Source organism: Micrococcus sp. EYE_212, from assembly GCF_023147585.1.
In the GTDB taxonomy this organism is placed as follows: Bacteria; Actinomycetota; Actinomycetes; order Actinomycetales; family Micrococcaceae; genus Micrococcus.
This window is the reverse complement of sequence record NZ_JAHXOZ010000011.1, coordinates 19,317-39,000: the sequence shown is the minus strand read 5'-3', so window position 1 is coordinate 39,000 and position 19,684 is coordinate 19,317. Positions and strand designations below refer to the sequence as shown.

The 19,684-nt window shown below is 68.6% G+C and carries 13 protein-coding genes; 6 read left to right on the top strand and 7 right to left on the bottom strand.

What is annotated here, in order from left to right:
- Nucleotides 1-105 precede the first annotated feature (105 nt).
- The gene (locus KZX60_RS08305; protein WP_248117321.1) at nucleotides 106-3,651 is read left to right on the top strand and encodes a TM0106 family RecB-like putative nuclease; all 3,546 of its coding nucleotides are present in this window, start codon (nucleotides 106-108) and stop codon (nucleotides 3,649-3,651) included.
- Nucleotide 3,652: 1 nt separating this feature from the next.
- On the opposite strand, the gene KZX60_RS08300 is transcribed toward KZX60_RS08305, so the two are convergent.
- A complete protein-coding gene (locus KZX60_RS08300) occupies nucleotides 3,653-5,233 on the bottom strand; it encodes an AMP-binding protein (RefSeq protein ID WP_248117319.1) in 1,581 nt (526 codons plus the stop codon).
- A 184-nt stretch (nucleotides 5,234-5,417) separates the two neighbouring features.
- On the opposite strand from KZX60_RS08300, the gene purB reads away from it, so the two are divergent.
- From purB to KZX60_RS08275, 5 genes are all read left to right on the top strand, one after another.
- The gene (gene purB, locus KZX60_RS08295) at nucleotides 5,418-6,851 is read left to right on the top strand and encodes an adenylosuccinate lyase (protein WP_248117318.1); all 1,434 of its coding nucleotides are present in this window, start codon (nucleotides 5,418-5,420) and stop codon (nucleotides 6,849-6,851) included.
- 50 nt (nucleotides 6,852-6,901) lie between these two features.
- Nucleotides 6,902-7,942, top strand: coding sequence for an ATP-binding protein (locus tag KZX60_RS08290; protein ID WP_248117316.1), 1,041 nt, complete (start codon nucleotides 6,902-6,904; stop codon nucleotides 7,940-7,942).
- Nucleotides 7,943-8,128: 186 nt separating this feature from the next.
- Complete coding sequence (locus tag KZX60_RS08285) at nucleotides 8,129-9,040, top strand: trimeric intracellular cation channel family protein (RefSeq protein ID WP_248117314.1); 912 nt, start codon at nucleotides 8,129-8,131, stop codon at nucleotides 9,038-9,040.
- A 28-nt stretch (nucleotides 9,041-9,068) separates the two neighbouring features.
- Complete coding sequence (locus KZX60_RS08280; RefSeq protein WP_248117312.1) at nucleotides 9,069-10,070, top strand: TRIC cation channel family protein; 1,002 nt, start codon at nucleotides 9,069-9,071, stop codon at nucleotides 10,068-10,070.
- 21 nt (nucleotides 10,071-10,091) lie between these two features.
- Nucleotides 10,092-11,639 carry a DUF1846 domain-containing protein gene (locus KZX60_RS08275; RefSeq protein WP_248117310.1) on the top strand — a complete coding sequence of 516 codons (1,548 nt, stop codon included), beginning with the start codon at nucleotides 10,092-10,094 and terminating at the stop codon, nucleotides 11,637-11,639.
- Between the two features lie 101 nt (nucleotides 11,640-11,740).
- Here the strand turns inward: KZX60_RS08275 and KZX60_RS08270 are convergent, their stop codons facing one another.
- Genes KZX60_RS08270 through KZX60_RS08245 form a run of 6 tightly spaced genes read right to left on the bottom strand, consistent with a single transcriptional unit; the run spans nucleotide 11,741 to nucleotide 19,662 of the window.
- Nucleotides 11,741-12,139, bottom strand: a complete 399-nt coding sequence (locus KZX60_RS08270; protein WP_248117308.1) for a very short patch repair endonuclease — start codon at nucleotides 12,137-12,139, stop codon at nucleotides 11,741-11,743.
- 56 nt (nucleotides 12,140-12,195) lie between these two features.
- Entirely contained in the window at nucleotides 12,196-13,095 is a 900-nt protein-coding gene (locus tag KZX60_RS08265) for a hypothetical protein (protein ID WP_248117306.1), read from the bottom strand.
- Complete coding sequence (locus KZX60_RS08260; RefSeq protein WP_248117304.1) at nucleotides 13,092-13,994, bottom strand: hypothetical protein; 903 nt, start codon at nucleotides 13,992-13,994, stop codon at nucleotides 13,092-13,094. Before KZX60_RS08260 ends, KZX60_RS08265 begins: the two co-directional genes overlap by 4 nt.
- Nucleotides 13,994-15,979, bottom strand: a complete 1,986-nt coding sequence (locus KZX60_RS08255; RefSeq protein WP_248117303.1) for a hypothetical protein — start codon at nucleotides 15,977-15,979, stop codon at nucleotides 13,994-13,996. The genes KZX60_RS08260 and KZX60_RS08255 overlap by 1 nt, the downstream gene beginning before the upstream one ends.
- Nucleotides 15,980-15,983: 4 nt before the next feature.
- The gene (locus KZX60_RS08250) at nucleotides 15,984-16,958 is read right to left on the bottom strand and encodes a PD-(D/E)XK motif protein (protein WP_248117301.1); all 975 of its coding nucleotides are present in this window, start codon (nucleotides 16,956-16,958) and stop codon (nucleotides 15,984-15,986) included.
- Entirely contained in the window at nucleotides 16,951-19,662 is a 2,712-nt protein-coding gene (locus KZX60_RS08245; protein ID WP_248117299.1) for a Z1 domain-containing protein, read from the bottom strand. Before KZX60_RS08245 ends, KZX60_RS08250 begins: the two co-directional genes overlap by 8 nt.
- Between the last annotated feature and the right edge of the window lie 22 nt (nucleotides 19,663-19,684).

Genomic DNA, 19,684 nt, shown 5'->3' with positions numbered 1-19,684 from the left:
GTGTGACGCGTGCCGCCCCGCCCTGCCGCTGCCGGGGCGAGGCGCACCGGGATCCTGTGCGCGGCCCTGCCTCACGTGTCCGCGTCTCCTGTCTAGGGTGACCGCATGGTGACCTTCGCGCCGGACCGCGCCTCCTTCATGCTCAGCCCCTCGGACATCACCGCCGCCGCGACGTGCACGTACGGGTGGCTGCGCGGGACGATGGACCCCGCGCTCGGGCGCGCCCCGCGGATCGGCGTGGCGGACGCGTTCCTCGAGCGGGTCTCCCGCCTCGGGGACGAGCACGAGTCCCGCGTGCTCGCGCGCCTCGAGGCGGAGCACGGCGCGGACCAGGTGGTCCGGCTCACCCGCCCGGAGCGCTACACGCCCGAGGGTGTGCAGGCTGCCCGCAAGCGCACCGCCGAGGCGCTGGCCGCGCGCCCCGCCGTCGTGTTCCAGGGGATGCTGCACGACGGCGCGTTCGGCGGCCTGGCCGACTTCCTCGTGCTCCGCACGGACGAGGAGCACCCTGAGGGCGCGTACGAGGTGGTGGATACGAAGCTGGCCCGGCATGCGCGGGTGACGGCGCTGCTGCAGATCGCCGCGTACGCGGACCTGCTGGACGGCATGGGCGTGCCGCGGGCGCGGCAGGGCAGCCTGTGGCTCGGGGACGGTTCCCGGCACGTCGCGGACTTGGACGAGGTGATCCCGGTGCACCGGCACCAGCGCGCCCGGCTGGAGGCGCTGCTGCAGGATCACGTGGCCGCCGGGGAGCCCGCCCGCTGGGGTGACGACCGCCTGAGCGTCTGCGGCGCATGCGAGGCGTGTGAAGAGGCCGTCGCCGAGCACCGGGACGTGCTGCTCACGGCGGGGGCCACGCGGTTGCAGCGCACCCGGCTGCGCGAGGCCGGCATCACGACCATCGAGCAGCTCGCGGCGTCCGTCGCGCCGCCGGAGGGCATGGCCCGCCGCGCGTGGGAGGCACTGCGGGAACAGGCGGCGATCCAGCTGGAGCCGGCCGGGGCGGACGGGCTGCCGCCGCATCGGATCGTGGACCCGCGCGCCGTGGCGGGGCTGCCGGCGCCGGACGCCGGAGACGTCTTCTTCGACTTCGAGGGGGACCCGCTGTGGGTCTCCGCGGACGGGAGCATGGAGGGCCTCGAGTACCTGTGGGGCTGGGTCGAGGCACCGGGCGGGGGCACCGCGCGCACCGCCTCGGCCGACTTCGGGTTCACGGGTCTGTGGGCGGACACCCGTGCCGCCGAGCGGGCGGCACTCGAGCAGTTCGTGGCGTTCGTGGAGGCGCGGCGCGCGGCCCACCCGGGGATGCGGATCTACCACTACGCCGCGTACGAGGTCACCGCGCTGAAACGCCTGACCGTGCGCCACGGCGTGGGCGAGCGCGAGCTGGACGACTGGCTGCGCGCGGGGTTGTTCGTGGACCTCTACTCCACGGTCCGCGCCGCCCTGCGGGCCGGTGTGCCGAGCTACTCCATCAAGAAGCTGGAGCCCCTCTACATGGGGGCGGAGCACCGGGCGGAGGACGGCGTCACGACAGCGGCGGACAGCGTCACCGAGTACCACCGGTACGTCGCCGCGATGGAGGCCGGGGACACCGAGGTCGCGGGGGCGATCCGCGCCGACATCGAGGACTACAACCGGTACGACTGCGTCTCCACGGCGCGGCTGCGGGACTGGCTGCGGGCGCAGGTCGAGCCTGAGGAGGCCGCCGTCGCGGACCGTCCCGTCGACGCCGCCGCGACCGGGGACGAGCCGCTGGTCGAGGCCGCGCCGGAGCCCGAGCAGGACCTCACGGCCGCGTTGCTCGCGTTGGTGCCCGCGCCGGGCGCGGAGGCAGTGCCTGGGCCGGAGGAGCGCGGCGTCGCCCTGCTCGCGGCCGGTCTCGGGTTCTACCGTCGCGAGGAAAAGCCCATGTGGTGGGCGTACTTCGACCGGGGCGTCTCCCCCGTGGACGAGTGGCAGGAGCCCCGTGCCAACGTGGTCGTGGACCGGATCGACGTCGTGGAGGACTGGAACCGGCCGACCAGCCGGCACGCCCTGCAGCGGGTGCTCCGGGTGACCGGTTCGCTCGAGCCCGGCACCCTGCTCGTGCCGGGTAGCACCGTGAAGTCCGTCTACGAGGACCTTCCGGTTCACGCCGAGCTGCAGCCGAACGCGGTGCGCTGGATCGGCCTGAACATGGACGTGGAGGACGTGGAGGATCTGCCGGACGGGCGCTCCGTGTTGCGGCTGCGTGAGAAGCTGCCCCGCGGCGCCGAGCAGTTCGACCAGCTGCCTATGGCGGCCTTCCACTACGCGAAGGTCCCCACGGACAGCCTCGAGGCGCGCATCCGCGAGCTCGCGGTCGCCACGGACGCGGCGGGCGCACTGCCCGCACCCGGCGCGTCCGCGTGCGTGGACATCCTCGCCCGGCGCACGCCGACGACGACGGGCCGTCCGCTCCCGGAGATCGTCGCCGACTCCAAGGGTGCGCTGGACCGCACCGCCCTGCTCGTGGAGGCTCTCGAGTCTGCCCGCGGCTCGTACGTCGCGGTGCAGGGTCCTCCCGGCACGGGCAAGACGCACGTGGGCAGCCACGCGGTGAAGGCGCTCCTCGAGCGCGGCTGGAGCGTCGGTGTCACGGCACAGTCCCACGCCGTCGTGGAGAACTTCCTGCAGAAGCTCCTCTCGATCGGGGTGCCCGCCGAACACGTCGCCAAGGCGATCTCCAGCCGGGCGACGCCGAACCCGGACGCCCCGTGGGAGGAGATCCAGAACAAGGAGGCCGGCGAGGTCGTCGGACCGGGGCGCGTGGTGGGAGGCACCCCCTGGACCTTCGCCCATGACGCGTTCTCCGGCGTCGACCTGCTCGTGATCGATGAGGCGGGCCAGTTCTCCCTCGCGCACACCCTCGCCGCCGGATCCGCGGCCGAGACGCTGCTCCTGCTCGGCGATCCCCGCCAGCTCCCCCAGGTCACCCAGGGCATCCATCCGGAACCGGTGGGTGATGCGGCCCTGGACTGGCTGATCGAGGGGCAGGCCACCCTCCGGCCCGAGCGCGGCTTCTTCCTGGACCGCTCCTGGCGCATGCACTCGACGCTCTGCGCGCCGGTCTCCGAGCTCTCCTACGCCGGCCGCCTGCGCTCGCACACCCCGCGGGCCGACGCCCGCCGGCTCGACGGCGTGGAGCCCGGGCTGCACCCGTGGCCGGTCTCCCACACGGGCAACGCCGTGTCCTCGCCGGAGGAGGCCGCGGCCGTCGTCGAGATCGTCCGGTCACTGCTCGGCCGCACCTGGTCCACCGGCCCGGACGACCCCGGCCGACCGCTTGAGCCGTCCGACGTGATCGTGGTGGCCCCGTACAACGCGCAGGTCGCCACGGTCCGGGAGGCGCTCGACGCCGCCGGTCTCGAGGGCACCGCCGTCGGCACCGTGGACAAGTTCCAGGGCCGGGAGGCCGCCGTCGCGATCCTGACGATGGCGGCGTCCTCACCGCAGGAGGTGTCGCGCGGGCTGGACTTCCTCCTGAACCGGAACCGGCTCAACGTGTCGATCTCGCGCGGGCAGTGGGCCGCCTACCTCGTCCACTCCCCCGCCCTCGCGGACGCGCTGCCCACCAGCCCCGAGGACCTGCCGATGATCGGCGCGTTCCTGCGGCTCGTGCACCGCTGACTCAGTCGGTGGCGCCCTGGCGCAGCAGGAACCGCTGCAGCTTGCCGGAGGGGGTCTTGGGCAGCCGATCCACGAAGTGCACCCGGCGCGGGTAGGCGTGCTTGGAGTACTCGTCGCGGACCTTCGCCTGCAGCTCGGCCGCCAGGGCGTCCGGGTCCGCGACGGCCCCGGCGGGCACCACGAACGCCACGACCTCCTCGCCCCGCACCCCCTCCGGGTCCGGCAGGCCGACGACGGCGACCTCCTGCACCCGCGGGTGGTCGATGAGCACGGACTCCACGTCGAACGGGCCGATCCGGTACCCGGCGGCGAGGATCACGTCGTCGTCCCGGGAGGAGAAGAAGAACCAGCCGTCGTCGTCCTGCCGGGCGGTGTCCCCGGTCAGGTACCAGCGGCCGTCCGGGGTGAAGCGCTCCGCGGTCTTCTCCGGCTCCCCGAGGTAGCCGGGGAACCAGAACAGGGGCGAGGCCGCGTCGATCGCGATCTGCCCGTCCCGGATCTCCGCGGCGATCCCCGGCAGGGGCACACCCATCGAACCCGGGCGGGGCGGCGCGGCCAGCTCGGGGTGCGCGGGGGTGCAGATGACCATGCCCAGCTCGGTCTGGCCGTAGTGGTCGCGGATCTCCGTGCCGAGGGCCGCCCGGCCCCACTCGAGCACGGACGGCGGCAGCGGCTCCCCCGCCGTGGACACGCGCCGCAGCCGCAGCGGGGCGTCCTCGGTGACCTCCCCGGCCTTGGCCAGCGCGCGGAACATCGTGGGGGCGCCGGCGAGGTTCGTGACGCCCTGCGAGCGGATCACCTCGACCATGGTCGCCGGGGAGAACGCGCCGCGGTACTGCACCGAGGTCGCCCCGAGCACCAGCGTGCCGACGATCCCGTAGTACAGCCCGTACGCCCAGCCGTGGTCGGCCGCGTTCCAGAACAGGTCCTCAGGGCGCAGGTCCACCGCGCACGTGAGGTAGACGGCGAAGGCGGCGGCCGCGCGCAGCGGCACAGGCACCCCCTTGGGGCGGCCGGTGGTGCCGGAGGTGAACAGCAGGGCGATCGGCCCATCCCCGCCGACGGCGACGTCCTTGGCCAGCGGCGCGGAGTCCGCGAGCGCGTCCCACTCCGGGCCGGTGCGGATGATCTCGATGCCGGGGATGTCCGTGAGCTTCTCGGCCTGGCGGGGCTCGGCGACGACGAGCCGCGCCGCCGCGCCCTCGATGCGCATCCGTGCGGCGCCCTCGGCGAACGCGGTGAACAGCGGCACGTGCACGGCGCCGAGCCGCCACAGGGCCAGCAGCGTGATGACGAGCTCCTCCCGTTTGGACATCATCACGGGGACCCGGTCGCCGCGCGTGACGCCGCGGGCGGCGAGACCGGTGGCGAGGCGGCGGGAGCGGTCGGCCAGCTCGCCGAAGGTGAGGTCGACGGCGGACATGTCCTCCGCCACGAACCGGAACGCCACGGCGTCGGCCGGCCAGCGGTCGCAGAGCAGGTGGGCGGTGCAGGCGTCCGGGGTCTCGACGTCGGCGACCCACCCGGCCATCAACCGGTCGATGGTCCCGGCCTCGCTGGCCTGCCCGATCCGTTCGCTCATCTCGGTCTCCTCATCCCTCGTGGCACGCCGACTCCGGGCGACGGCGACGTCAGCCACGGTAGGTCCGCCGTACCCCGGGCCACCAGGCGCGTCCGCATGTTGCACCCGCCACCCCGTCGCGGCTGAGGACGGGCCCGGTCGTCGCCTTCGTCGGGCGTCCGCGGCGCCTGCCAGAATGGGGGCCATGACCTCGCAGCCCGCGCCCGCGTCCACCGCCCACCGCCGTTCCCTCGCCGAGGCCGGCGTCGCCCTCGGCCCGCTGGACGGGCGCTACCGGCCCGCCGTCGCGCCGCTCGTGGAGCACCTCTCCGAGGCGGCGCTGAACCGCAACCGCATCCACGTGGAGGTGGAGTGGTTCATCCACCTCGCCGAGCACGCCGTGCTGCCGGGCCTGACGCCCCTCACGGACGAGCCGAAGGCCGGCCTTCGGGCCATCGTCACGGATTTCGACGCCGACTCCGTCGCCGAGCTGGCGGCCACCGAGAAGGTCACGGTGCACGACGTGAAGGCCGTCGAGTACTTCATCGCCGACCGCATCGAGGGCCTCGGCCTGGCGCACCTGAAGCCGCTCGTGCACTTCGCCTGCACCTCCGAGGACATCAACAACCTCGCCTACGCGGTGGGCGTGCGCGACGCCGTCGAGCAGGTCTGGCTGCCGGCCGCCCGCGCCGCCGTGGCCACCGTCTCCGCGATGGCCGCCGAGGCCGCCGAGACCCCCATGCTCTCCCGCACGCACGGCCAGCCGGCCACGCCGACCACGCTCGGCAAGGAGATGGCCGTGTTCGTCCATCGCCTGGGCCGCCAGATCGCGCGCGTCGAGTCCCAGCCCTACCTCGGCAAGATCAACGGCGCCACCGGCACCTACGCCGCCCACCTGGCGGCGGCTCCGCAGGCGGACTGGCAGGACGTCGCCCGCTCGTTCGTGGAGCACCTCGGCCTCACCTGGAACCCGCTGACCACCCAGATCGAGTCACACGACTGGCAGGCGGAGCTGTACGCCGACGTCGCGCGCTTCAACCGGATCCTCCACGGCTTCTGCGTGGACGTGTGGAGCTACATCTCCATCGGCTACTTCGCGCAGATCCCCGTGGCCGGCGCGACCGGCTCCTCCACCATGCCGCACAAGGTGAACCCGATCCGCTTCGAGAACGCCGAGGCCAACCTCGAGCTCTCCTGCGCGCTGCTGGACTCCCTGGGCGCCACGCTGGTGGAGTCCCGCTGGCAGCGCGACCTCACCGACTCCACGTCGCAGCGCAACATCGGCGTGGCCCTGGGCCACTCGGTGCTCGCGCTGAGCAACGTCACGAAGGGCATGGGCCAGCTGCAGGTGGCCGAGCCGGTGCTCGCCGACGACCTGGACCACAACTGGGAGGTCCTCGGCGAGGCGATCCAGACCGTGATGCGCGCCGAGGCGATCGCCGGCGTCGCGGGCATGGACAACCCGTACGAGCGCCTCAAGGAGCTCACCCGTGGCCAGCGCGTGGACGGGGAGCGCATGCGGGAGTTCGTGGCCGGCCTCGGCCTGTCCGACGACGCCGGGGCCCGCCTGCTGGCGCTCACGCCGGCCTCGTACACAGGCATCGCGGCCGAGCTGGCCGCCGAGTTCGGCAGGCGCTGACGGGCCGGCCGAACAAAAAGAACAAATACGATGTGAGCATGCGCTATCCCGTGCCCGGCCCGGACCAGCCGAACAGCCCCTTCACGCCGGGGTACGGGCGTCGCCCACTCGTGTTCGGCGGCCACGAAGACCTGCTCCGCGACATGGGCAGAGTCTTCCAAGACCATGACTTCGGCGAGAACCAGTCCGTCCTCCTGTCCGGACTGAGGGGCGCCGGAAAGACCTCCATGCTGCAGCGGATCGAAGACCTCGCCCGGGATGCCGGTTGGCTCGTGATCAGCGAGGATGCCAGCGCGGGCCTCCAACGCAGGCTGGTGGAGAGCACGTTGCCAGACGTCGTGAACTCCCTGCCCCGGCAGACCAAACGTGAGCTCAAGGAACTGGGGCTCTGGCACTTCTCCGCCGCGTGGGAGGTCACAGAGCGTCCCTCTCGTCCCCTCATGCGCAATGATCTGGTGACCATTGCCCGACATGCCGGGGTGCGCGGAATCCTCATCACGATCGACGAGGTCTCCTCGGGCAAGACGCGCCTACGAGAGGTCAGCGCCGTCGCACGGGAGGTCTCCCATGCAATCAGCCGCGGAGCGGACATCGTGGTGGCTTTCGCCGGCATCAAGGTCCACCTCGATGAGCTCGTACGACAGGAGCACACGACCTTTCTCCGCCGCTCCCGGACCGCCGACTTCCACCGACTTTCCCCGAGGGAGACCCGCCACGTCCTCGCGGAGACGGCACGCCTCGGCGGCCGGGAGTTCACCGCAGAAGCCCTGGAGATGCTGATCGCCGCGGCCCAGGGCTACCCCTACCTCGTCCAGCTGCTGGGCGACTACGCGTGGCGACACCGCCCGGCCCATCCCCGGATCGACCTGTCCGCCGCCGAGGCAGCCCGCGACCGGGGGCTGCAGGCGGTGATGGACCGTGTGCTGTCGAAGGTCTTCAACGACCTCTCCGCCAAGGATCAGGAGTTCCTCCGCGCCATGGCTGTCGACGAGGAGCGATCCCGCATCGGCGACATCACCGCGCGCCTCGGCTCCTACAGCCAGTATGTGAATCAGTATCGGAACCGACTCATCGACAGCGGCTACGTGTAGCCGGACGGATACGGGTACCTCCGCTTCGCCCTTCCCTATCTCGGCGCCTACATCCGCTCTCTGACCGACAGGGGCCCGGCGTCGGCTCCGGACGACGACTGGAGCGCCTACCCGCCACCCCTGACATGAAAGGTGCCGACCCGGGCTGCGGGGACACCACAGGAGCGTCCCCGCTACCGTGACCCCATGCTGACCTCCTCCCTCGCCGCCTGGCTGCTGACCACGTCCCCCAAGAACCCGGAAGAGCTCCAGCGCGACCTGCCCTCCGCCGTCGACGAGACCGGCCAGGTGGCCCAGGCCGTCACCCAGATCGTCACGGCGGTGGACCTGGTGGGCGTGTTCTTCTTCGCGATCTCCGGCGCCATCCTGGCCGTCCGGAAGGGGTACGACATCGTCGGCTCGCTACTGCTGGCGCTCATGGTGGGCACCGGTGGCGGCGTGATCCGCGACCTGATCGTCAACCAGGACGTCCCGTCCGCCTTCCGCAACCCGTGGTATCTCATCCTGCCCGTGCTGGCGTCCCTGGGCGTGTTCTTCAAGGTCTTCGACGGCGAGCGCGGCAAGAACGCCGTGATGCTCGTGGACGCGGTGGGCCTGGCCGTGTACTGCGTGGTCGGCACCCGGATCGCGCTGCTCGGGGGCCTCTCCCCCGTCTCGGCCGCGGTGCTCGGGCTCGTCACGGCGGTGGGCGGCGGCCTGCTGCGCGACGTGGTGGCGGGCGAGCCTCCGGCCGTGTTCGGCGGGCGCGGCTGGTACGCCGTGCCTGCGCTGATCGGCGCCGCCGCCACCTCCGCGCTGGGCCAGGCCGAGTGGCTGAGCATCTACACGATGCTCGCGGTGATGCTCGTGGTCCTGACGCTGCGCGCGGTCTCCCTGCGCAAGGAGTGGATGGCCCCGGGCGCGGAGATCACCGGGGAGACCCAGCGCCAGCGCATGGACCCGGACGGCGCCCCGCCCGTGCCGGACGTCCGGGACCAGGGCAGCCCCGCCGACCCGCCGCGCGAGATCGGCCAGGAGCCCACCACGCCCACCCCGCAGGTCAAGGAGAGCGCCATGGACCGCGCCGTCGAGGGCGACGACGGCGCCTACCGCCACTGATTCCCCCTCCCCCTGGAAAGGAGCCGCCGTGGACCTGCAGCAGCTGTTCGCCGAGCTGGCCGACGTCCCCTGGCTGCTGACCGTCCTGGACCTGGTGGGAGTGTTCTTCTTCGCGGTCTCCGGGGCGCTGCTGGCCGCGCGCAAGGACTTCGACCTGGTGGGCTCCGTGGCGTTGGCCCTGTTGGCGGGCCTGGGCGGCGGCATCACCCGGGACATCCTCCTGGACCGAGGCCTGCCGGCATCGCTGCAGGACCCGATCTACCTGGCCCCGCCCGTGCTGGTGTCCCTGCTGGTGTACGTCAAAGTGATCCACCCGAACCGCCTGAACCTGACCATCACGCTGTTCGACGCGGCGGGCCTGGCCCTGTTCACGGTCTCCGGCGTGATGATCGCCCACGCGATGGGCGTGCACCCGGTGTCCGTGGTGGTGGTGGCCACCGTGGGCGCCCTCGGCGGCGGGGTGCTGCGGGACATCGTGGCCAACGAGGTGCCGTCCATCTTCGACCCCCGCGGCGTGTACGTGATGCCCGCCGTGGTGGGGGCGGCCGCGGCGGAGCTCGTGGCGCAGCGCGGTGCCCTGAACGCGTTCACGGGCTTCCTGATCGCGCTCCTGGTCTTCACGGTGCGCATGCTCGCGTACCGCTACCAATGGCGCCTGCCCGGCGCGGACGTCAGCCAGGACAAGGACCGACTGGACCGCCTGCGCCGCCTCGCGGAGCAGGCGCAGAAGGCGGCCGTCCGACGCGCGGCCCGCGCCCGGGAGCGGGGGCCGCGGGCGGCCTTCGGCCCCGCCGAGGAGTACGAGGGCCAGGTGCGTGTGGAGGACTGGGACCCGGACACCCAGGCCATCACGGTGGTGGACGAGGCGACCCGCCAGTCCGTTCGTTACCACCCGGAGACCGGCATCATGGACGTCACGGACCTGCGCACCGGCCGCACCCGGTCCTACGACGACCCGGACGACGACTGGGTGGTGGACACCGGCTCGGCCGAGGGCGCGGACGCGGACCGGGACGACGCCGGCCGGTGAGACGGTCTATGCTGGAGGTCCATGACCGGCACCGCAGACAGCGTCCCCACCATGGCCCCCTCCACCTCGGACTCGACCTCCCGCCCCCTCGGGTTCGACCGGGAGAAGTACATCGAGCTCCAGTCCCAGCACATCCAGGAACGCCGCCGCCAGCTCGGCGGCAAGCTCTACCTGGAGATGGGCGGCAAGCTCTTCGACGACCTGCACGCCTCCCGCGTGCTGCCCGGCTTCACCCCGGACAACAAGATCGCGATGCTCGACCGCATCAAGGACGAGACCGAGATCCTGGTGTGCTTCAACGCCAAGGACCTCGAGCGGAACAAGGTCCGCGCGGACCTGGGCATCACGTACGAGGACGACGTCCTGCGCCTCGTGGACGTGTTCCGGGAGCGCGGGTTCCTGGTGGAGCACGTGGTGGTCACGCAGCTGGAGGACGCCAACCACCGCGCGCTGGCGTTCCTCGAGAAGCTCGAGCGCCTCGGCCTGAAGGTGGCCCGCCACCGCGTGATCCCCGGCTACCCGCACGCCATGTCCACGATCGTCTCGGAGCAGGGCTTCGGCGCGAATGAGTGGTCCGAGACCACGCGGGACCTCGTCGTCGTGACGGCCCCCGGCCCGGGCTCCGGCAAGCTGGCGACGTGCCTGAGCCAGGTGTACAACGATCGGCAGCGGGGCATCCCGGCCGGCTACGCGAAGTTCGAGACGTTCCCCATCTGGAACCTGCCGCTCGAGCACCCGGTGAACGCCGCCTACGAGGCCGCCACCGTGGACCTGGACGACATCAACCTGATCGACCCGTTCCACCTGGCCGAGTACGGCGAGCGGGTGACCAGCTACAACCGCGACGTCGAGGTGTTCCCGCTGCTGTCCGCGCTGCTGGAGAAGGTCACGGGCACCACCCCGTACAAGTCCCCCACGGACATGGGCGTGAACATGGCCGGCGCGGCGATCGTGGACGACGAGGTGTGCCAGGAGGCCGCGAAGCAGGAGATCATCCGGCGCTACTACAAGGCTCAGGTCAACGAGGCCCTGGAGGGCGCGGACGACACCGAGTCCGAGCGCGTGGCCCTGGTGATGTCCAAGCTGGGGCTGAGCTCGGAGGACCGCCCGGTGGTGGGCGCCGCGCAGTTGGTGGCCGAGCGCACCGGTGAGCCCGGCGCGGCCGTGCAGCTGGCGGACGGCACCCTGGTGACCGGCAAGACCTCGGAGCTGCTGGGCTGTTCCGCGGCGGTGCTGCTCAACGCCCTCAAGGTGCTGGCCGGCATCGAGGACGACGTGCACCTGCTCTCCCCCGCCTCGATCGAGCCGATCCAGACGCTCAAGACCGTGCACCTGGGCTCCAAGAACCCGCGGCTGCACACGGATGAGGTGCTGATCGCACTCTCCGTGTCCGCGGCGACCGACGAGAACGCGAAGGCGGCCGTCGACCAGCTGGCGAGCCTCGAGGGCTGCGACGTGCACACGACGACGATCCTCGGCTCCGTGGACGAGGGCATCTTCCGGTCCCTGGGGATGCTCGTGACGAGCGAGCCGAAGTTCCAGAAGAAGGGGCTGTACCGGAAGCGGTGAGGCGGGGCGGTACTTGCGGTCGCTTTCGTTGATGAAACGGGCGACCCCTGGGCGTTTTCGTTCGAGAAGCGGGAGCGGGCCGCCCGTGGGTCACGGCCCGCTCAGGAGGCCCCGGCGGTGCGCCGGGGCCTCCGTGCATTCACGACGTCGATGATCCGCTCGGCGACGACAGCCGGGTCCTCGTGCTCCCAGAAGCGGAGGACGAGCCAACCTCGCTCGGTCAGTACTCGGGTGGTCTCCGCGTCACGAGTGCGATTGGTGGCCACCTTGTCCGACCAGTAGCCGCCGTTGGCCTTCGGAGCGATGTAGTGCTCCGGACAGCCGTGCCAGTAGCAGCCGTCGATGAGCACGACCACACGAGCGGGCCGGAACAGGATATCCACGGTGCGGCGCAGGTCCTTCTCCGGCCGAGCGTTGACACGGTAGCGCAGGCCGGCTACGTGGAGCCGGCGACGGACGGCGAGCTCGGGCTTGGTGTCTCGGGCCCTGTTCCCGCGCATCGTCGCGCGCGCCACCGGAGAGGAAGCCCAAGAGGTGCCTTCGGAACCTCTGCCCGTCATCTCCCTCCGAAGAGACGCCGAAGCGTGGGCCGGCGACGGGCAGTGGCCTGCGGCACCGACTCAGGAGCAAATTCCACCGGAGCCAGGGACTCGCTCGCGACCGCATCAACAGCCATGGTCGATGACTTCGCGCCTCTCACATCACGGCCCCGCGGCTCTGATGCCTCCTGATACTGGTGGTCCACGACAGAGCGCAGACAATCCTCATCACTCGTCGTCAGATCAGCGAAGCCTGTAGCGGCTCGAATCGGCATGATGAACTGCCGATAGCCTTCCCCCGTCTTCTCTCCTCTGGCAGTCCCCTCAGCAAGGAACTTCTCCATCACGATTCGAGCAACGGCCGGGTTTCTCCATAAGGAGGGTCTCTCGAGAATGGCAGCGTAGAGGTCCTCCGAGGGACGGCGGGACTCCACAATCTCGGGGCCGAACAACACCCACCGCTTCCAAAGCCTCTCCATCACATGCCGCCGGTTGCCACCGATGAGGCGATCTTGGAACGACTTACGACTCGGCGCTGTCTGGGAGGAGCGAATTCGACGCGTTGCCAGGTCGGGGAGCAGGGCGAGAGCTAGGAAGTCCCAGACCTGTGGGTGAGCGAACTCCGCGCGTTGTCCAGAGGACATCGTGAAGAGGGCGCGGCCGAGAGCCAGGTCGAAGTCCGCCATGCTCGGCTGCGGCGCGATAGAGACTTCTTTAAGCAGGGCCTCACGCAACCGCAGCAGCTCGTCCACTGTGGCAGGAGCTCCGCCGGTGGAGGGGAAGGCATCAGGAGCCGCCACGGCATCCTCAACCACCCCACGGTCGAATTCCATCACCCCGTCGCTCTCCCACAGGAAGATGCGCTGCTGGCGTGCAGCTGTCGGCGACAGTCGCGGCATGAGCGTGTACTGATTCATGCATCTCCCTCCAGCAAGTGAGTCGCGGACATCAAGAGGTACTCGAAGTACTCGGGCTCATCTCGGTAGATTCCACACACCTCCCGAAGTGAACGTTGGAAGAACCGAGCCGCGATCCGAGCCGCGGCAGCGGCGATGGACTCAGGGTTTTCCTCGGCCACCGCGTCCACACCACCGCTCAGAGACGCATCGGACCCACTCTCCGCAAGATCCCGACTGAGGCGATGGGCGGCGGCGATCAGCTGGCGTGCGATGTCAGCCTCAAGCAGTGCCATAGAAATGCGTGGTGCTGTGCCGTCGAGCAGGTCGATCGCTTGGGGATAGTCCTCGTTCACATAGAGGCGCATCGACGACCTGAATCCGTCCTCGAGACCCGCAGCGTAGAGGTCGAAGCGCCACGGGGCCGCTTGCCAGGACTCATTCCTGAACGACACCACGCTTACCGGGAAGCCCGGCTGACTCGGTTCCAGCGAGACCTTCTCCGTTTTGGCCTCCGCCACGATCCGGTCTCGGAGCCAGGGCTGGTCAGCAACCGGCGCCACGATCGTGGCCGCCAAATCGAGCTGAGCCGTGACCTCATGTGCATCAAGACGTAGCTCTCCACGCGCGACGAAACGGTCTCCGCTCCGCGTCAACGGTGTTCGGCGCGAGAGGATGAACGCCGTCGCCGAGCAGGTCACAGAAACCACGAGTACAGGAGCCCCCGGTGATTCAAGTGCCTCCAGCGCGTCAGCATCAACGCTCACGTCGATCAGAAATGTGAGAGAAGAGTTTGCATCGCAATGCTCCGCGAGATCCTGGAGAGAGACATCGCGACCATCGCAGTCGACCGCCCACCGCTGCCACGAGGCGGAGCTCGGGTCCAGACGGGGAAACGGTGAGAGGAACAACGGCGCCATCAAGCCCCCCTGCCCACGACGAGGTCGAAGGTCATCGCCGCGGTGAAGTGGGGCGTGATCTTCACCGACCCCTCAGTCGGTCCTGTGATCGCGATGGTAGGTCCCGAACGACGTTCAGTACCCAGGGCCCACTCCACGTCGACATTCGACGCATCCATCTCCACCGCACCGCCCCACTCACGCGCCTTGACCACCGCCTCCACGATTCTCTCGCGTCCCTCCTCGTTCTGCACTTCGAAGTCAATCTCCCAGGCTCCACCTGGGAGCTGCCGGCTGCCTCGAAGGTGCACCGTGGCGTTGCCCTGGTTGCCTGGCCTTCGACGTCCGCCGGACGAGGATCCACCCGCGTGGTCCCCCTGTGCAGTCGTGTCCTCCGAGCTCGACATGCTTCCGGGAGAACTCGGGACGGGAGGTCCTGAAAGGGAGGTGTCCAAGTCCGTCGGCACGAATGAGTTGAGGGCACGGGAAAGCACGCGCGCGGACCGGACCTCTCCCCGGATCTTCTTCGCCGAGTCCTTGCGGACAAAGCCGCGCACCTTGGAGGTCACGTTCTGCATCGTGTGGCCTACGACGTAGACCGCCACGGGGTTGTCCGGGATCGAGACATTCCAGGCGTCATGCGTCGCCGGCTCTGATGCAGCGAAATGCCGATCGCACTCCGGAGTCGGCTTGAAAACGCCGAACCACTCGTACATCTCGCCTTCGTCGACAGGCATCGGAGTGTAATTGACCACGATCTCCGTCTCGGAACGCATCACGGAAAGGCTGTCCCGCTTGCGTGTCTCCTCATCGGAGGCCAGCGGGTCCCTTAGAACCTTCGCCATGTAGAGGTGTCCCGTCGTCCGATCATCGCGCCCGCCGAAGTAGTCCTCAAGCGGGTAGCCTGCAGAGGCCTTGGGGTTCAGACGGATTGGAGTCACTGCCTCCTCTCGGATGCCGACCGGGACAGCCCACGGAGAGGCGGCGTCTTCTCCGAGCTGAGCAGATCGGATGGCGGCGAGGCCGTGCGCATACACGGGAAGACGCTCCTCGACGACAGTGGCGATGTCTACCTCCTCACCACGTACGGAGAACTGGACGATCATGGGGGCATCCCCGTCACCGTATGGCACCACCTTGGGCCAGGCACTCGCCACCAGCGCATCGAGCATCTGTTGCCCGAGCATGTCGCACTGCTCGTCCGTGCCCACCGGGACCCACTCGTCCACGTCGCCGTCCCGGTGAGTGAGCACGGTAGGAGCGAGGACGAGGATCGACGTCCCCGTCTCCTCCTCGCCGAAATGCGTCTCGAACAGCGCCTCGCCCAGGAATTTGGCGTGGTCACCGCGCAAGGGGAGGATCTCCTCCTGGTCCATGTCTCCCCACCAGTGGGCTCCCGTGTACCGCTTGCCACCGATGTCGAACTCATCGTGGAGAGCCGAGGCGATGAGCCTGTCCTCGAGAGTCCCGTCGCCTCGTTCGCACCGGGTCCAGTAGACGACGGCATGGGCTGCCGACGCCTCAAAGGTCGCCGTCTTGCCGAAGCCGTAGGTCCCTCCAGATCCGCCCCCCTGGGGCTTCGTGGTCCCGATGTCGAAGACGAAGGCGTTGAAGTTGTTCGGCTGTCCGGGTAGGGCGGCTTCGCCTGACCTGACGGGCCCGTTCAAGCCGGTGGTCCCACGGTCGAAGATCTCCACCACATGGAGGTCGGGAGAGGTCAGCGCGGCCTGCAACTTTCCCAGCTTCAGCTCCTCAGTGATCTCCGTGAAGATTTCCGTGGAGAGAATCTCCCGGACAGAGGTGTCCGCGCGGCGGATGCTGGCGCCGTAGGCGGGGAACCAGTTCTCATGATCTGCCGCGTCCCATGAGTTCTGCAGGGTCTCCCGAACAAGGACGTCCAGGCGGGTGAGATGACCCTGGGTATTCAGAAGTTTGCCGCGGCCTCCGCTGGTCTGGTCACCCGGCCCACGAGGCTTGGAGTAGCGGCGCAGTCGAACCTCAGCCACCAAGTCAGGCCTCCTCTCGAGCAATTCTGGTGAAGTCGAACTCCTCGCTGAAGCCGTCCCCCAGGGCGGACAGGTCCAGTGAGTAGCTGAGGTCCGAGACAGCGTTGACGACAGCCTCGGGCAGGACGGAGCGGCGTAGCACCGGGGTGCTCTCCGTGATATGCCAGTACTTCGTGGAGACCAGTTTGAACCGATGGTCCTCCGTTCCCGGCATGTCGACGACGTATCTCAAAGCCGCCAGCCGTTTGCGCATACCAGACTCGTCGACTCCTGCGTCGACGATCTCCTCGACCAGGTCGGAGAGCAGCTCTCCGCGCGGGTGGGGATCCACCTCAGTGACGGCCAGGTAGAGATCAGAACCTTCCGAGGGCTCCAGCTGACGAAGACCGTGAATCGTGACGGCCTGGCGGTTCTGGAGTGCGGCGGTCTTCACCTCCATGCTGACCACGTCGCCCACGAAATCATGCCGGCCCCGCTCCGGACCTTCCCACAGGGGCAACGCCGAGGCGCCATGAACCGCAACGATCTGGCGGAGGATGCTGAGCTCCCCATAGAGACCCTTCAGCGCCTGCTCGCTGATCCCCTCGCGGGCGATCATCAGCAGTCGGCGCCATTCGCGCACCGTGCTGGCGAGTGCGTCATAGACAGTTCCGCCCGCATCCACGCTGGCAATGACGTCCTCGAGGAACGTATGGAACACCCCCTCGAGCCGGGGTTCGAGGCACCGGATCTGCACTGCTCTCAGCGCATCTCCGAGCTCATTCTGAATCGTCGCCGACGCGAGACGGATGGCCTGGCTCACTTCAATATTGAGAAGCCGGTCGTCCCCGGACTCGAAGAAGGCGGTCGGCGTGCTCAGCTGGTCCTTCCCCACCCACACGCGACGGCCGACCGGCCGTCCCTGTACTTCGACGACGTGGAACTCGGAAGCGCTCCATGCACTGGGCTCATTCGCAACACGCGCGAACGCCTCACGCATTCGGGTCATTCTCAGGCTCCTCCTCATCAGCTGCGGGGATCTCGACCGCGAGGAAATCCCCGTCATGCGTGAGCAGGCCCTCCGTATCCGAGGGGAGGACCATCGCGTAGCCGAAGAAGGGTTCGTTCGTATCAACTTCGGCCAGGGCGGGGTCGATCTTCTTAAGCACTTCCTGCATATCCTCGCGGTCCTTCGCACCGGACCGAGCTCGCGACATGCGCGAGATCGGATAAAGGATCAGCAGGCCTTCTCCGTTCGCACCTCCCTCATTCTTCGGGCGCAACCGAGCGGCGCTCTGCTCATCACCGTTACCAGCGTCTTCTGCAAGCGGGCTGCCCTCAGTCGCCAGGTCCGCGATGCGGTCGTTGCCGGACATGAGCGCTCGGATGTTGACCGACCCCTCTTCGGGGTCCTTGATTGGCGCGCGCCGCACCGCCTTCACCTGAAGGCCCTGCTCCGCGAGCACCTGTTCCCCGCCACCGGCCGCCAGCACGACCCGCCAAGACTTCTCCGGAAGCTTCTTCGCAGCCCAGTCGAGGGCCCGCTTGTGCTCCTCCTTGTGTTTGGGGTGCATGGCGAACTTCTCGAAGAACTCCTGAACACGCTCGAAGCTAACACCCTTGTAGAGCTTCGACCCCTGACCGGGCGCCGATGTCACGGCATGGTCGGAGATGCGGTGAAGGAAGTCGACAGCGATACGGGTGTTCGCCTTCTGCAGACCCGACGTCGCGAAGTCGAACAGAATCGTCTGCTTGTTCCGGCCCTGAAACGTGTACTCGATCTGGCGAGCGTGTTTCATCTTGGCGGGAGCCGTCACCTCAAGACGGCCGGGATGTCGGCGGATCTTGAGCCCGATCTCGCCGGGAGTCTTTCCCTGGCTCGCCATCTCGGTGATCTCTCGACGCACCTCGGCCTCCACCTGGGCAAGGAACTGATAGTCGGAGTCCAAGCCCTCCGCCAGCCAGATCCGTTGCAGGTCCTCGTATCCTGGCCGGTAGCCGAACCAGCGGCCCATCTGCAGGAGGGTGTCGTAGGCCCTGGAGCTACGGGTGAAGAAGGAGACGAAGAGCCCCTCAAGTGTCAGGCCTCGGGAGAGGGTTCCGCCTCCGATGACGATCACCGTGGACGGATGCTCGTCGTCGTACACCAGCCGATCAGCGTGAGCCTCCTTGCCGTTGTCGACGACGACGCGCAGCACGCGAAGCACGTTCAGGATCTCACCCTGGATAGCCGGCCAGGTCGGCGCAGGGCCGTCTCCGGTGTAGAGCTCCGCGACACGGTCCTCCTCCTCGTTGAAGATCGCACGGAACTCGGAGACATCGCCTTCTCGTGCTCGCTCCTTCATGGGATCTAGGAAATCGTTGATCGCCTCCTGCATGGCGAAGTGCGGATCCGTGCGCTCCGTGGTGTGGACGAGCATCGACGAATGCTTGTCCTTCTGGCCGCGCAGACGACGGATGGCGCTCGCCACGATGAACCACCGGATGGCATCACCGAGGGAACTGGTCACCGTCGGAACGAAATCGGCGGCGTCCTTCTGCCGCTGGGGACCCAGATCGCTCCATTCCTCGCGAGGGATACGGCGAATCACGTCGAGTCCCTCGGATTCCTCCCCGTCGAGGAAGCCATCGCGGATTCCGAAGAGGGTCTCCGCCCCGAAGTAGTTCTTGGGTGTCGGCATGACGGCGAGAAAGTCCCGTGGATAGAGGCTCTCGAGGGATCCGGCCGAGGGGTCGTCAGGATCGGCAGCATCCTGAGGGTCCATGAGCACGTTCGCAAAGGGAGTGGCCGTGTAGCCGACGTACGTTCCGTTCCGAACCTTCGACCACACGCGACGCAACTTGGCATTGATCTTCGTCGGGTCATCCTCCGGATTCGGCGAGCTGTCCGGGGTCGCCTGATCGGACTCGTCGTCGATGATCAGGATCGGAAGCCTACGGAGTGTCTGCTCGTCGATCTGGTCGAGGAACTTCAGCAGATGGTCGAGCCGAGAGGTCTGCTTCTTCATCACCGCGATCATCGTGCGGTCTCCGTCCAGAAGGCTGGACACAGTCGACGCGGCGTTGACCCAGCTGGCGGCCTGAAGATCAGTCTGGGTCGTGGTCAAAGTAATCCACTGCTGGGCATTCTCCTCCACACCCAGGTCCCTCGTAATGCGCTTCTGGGTCTGCGCTCGGAGGTTGTTGTAGGTGCCGGAGAAGACGAGCACAAACTTATAGTTCGCATCCAGGGCCTTAGCCGCGACAGCCGCGTAGTTCGCCGTCTTGCCGGACTGGACATTTCCTAGGACCAGGCCCCGACGGCGTTGCATCGAGTACGGCTCGGCGAGTTGCGACACGATCTGATCGCTCGAGCGGTCGATCGAGGGGATCGCTTCTGCCAGGCCCGTGCTGAGCATCTTCTCACGAAGCTGGGACCAGCGCGGCCCTGCCGACGGCAGGTACCAGGAACGATGAGAGCTCTCATTGTTGTCCGAATCCACCGCAATTGCACCGCCTGTGGGATCAATCCGGACACGGATGCGCTCGGCCCACTTGTCAGTCTCAACCCGATGATCATGCAACAGTTCACGTAGGGCTATGACCATCTCATCGTCAGAGTCATCCAGCAGTGACTCCACTGCCTCCTCCATGGTCCGGCCACGCTTCATCCGGTTCACCACCTGGCGGGCGAGCAGATCCTTCATTGCCGAGTTGTCAGTCATGTGCTGGTCCTCCAGGTGGATG

Bases quoted from the DNA above. Each gene is read 5' to 3' on its own strand.
- KZX60_RS08305 (WP_248117321.1), top strand. From the start codon at position 106: ATGGTGACCTTCGCGCCGGACCGCGCCTCCTTCATGCTCAGCCCCTCG.
- KZX60_RS08300 (WP_248117319.1), bottom strand. From the start codon at position 5,233: ATGAGCGAACGGATCGGGCAGGCCAGCGAGGCCGGGACCATCGACCGG.
- purB (WP_248117318.1), top strand. From the start codon at position 5,418: ATGACCTCGCAGCCCGCGCCCGCGTCCACCGCCCACCGCCGTTCCCTC.
- KZX60_RS08285 (WP_248117314.1), top strand. From the start codon at position 8,129: ATGCTGACCTCCTCCCTCGCCGCCTGGCTGCTGACCACGTCCCCCAAG.
- KZX60_RS08275 (WP_248117310.1), top strand. From the start codon at position 10,092: ATGACCGGCACCGCAGACAGCGTCCCCACCATGGCCCCCTCCACCTCG.
- KZX60_RS08270 (WP_248117308.1), bottom strand. From the start codon at position 12,139: ATGCGCGGGAACAGGGCCCGAGACACCAAGCCCGAGCTCGCCGTCCGT.
- KZX60_RS08265 (WP_248117306.1), bottom strand. From the start codon at position 13,095: ATGAATCAGTACACGCTCATGCCGCGACTGTCGCCGACAGCTGCACGC.
- KZX60_RS08260 (WP_248117304.1), bottom strand. From the start codon at position 13,994: ATGGCGCCGTTGTTCCTCTCACCGTTTCCCCGTCTGGACCCGAGCTCC.
- KZX60_RS08250 (WP_248117301.1), bottom strand. From the start codon at position 16,958: ATGCGTGAGGCGTTCGCGCGTGTTGCGAATGAGCCCAGTGCATGGAGC.
- KZX60_RS08245 (WP_248117299.1), bottom strand. From the start codon at position 19,662: ATGACTGACAACTCGGCAATGAAGGATCTGCTCGCCCGCCAGGTGGTG.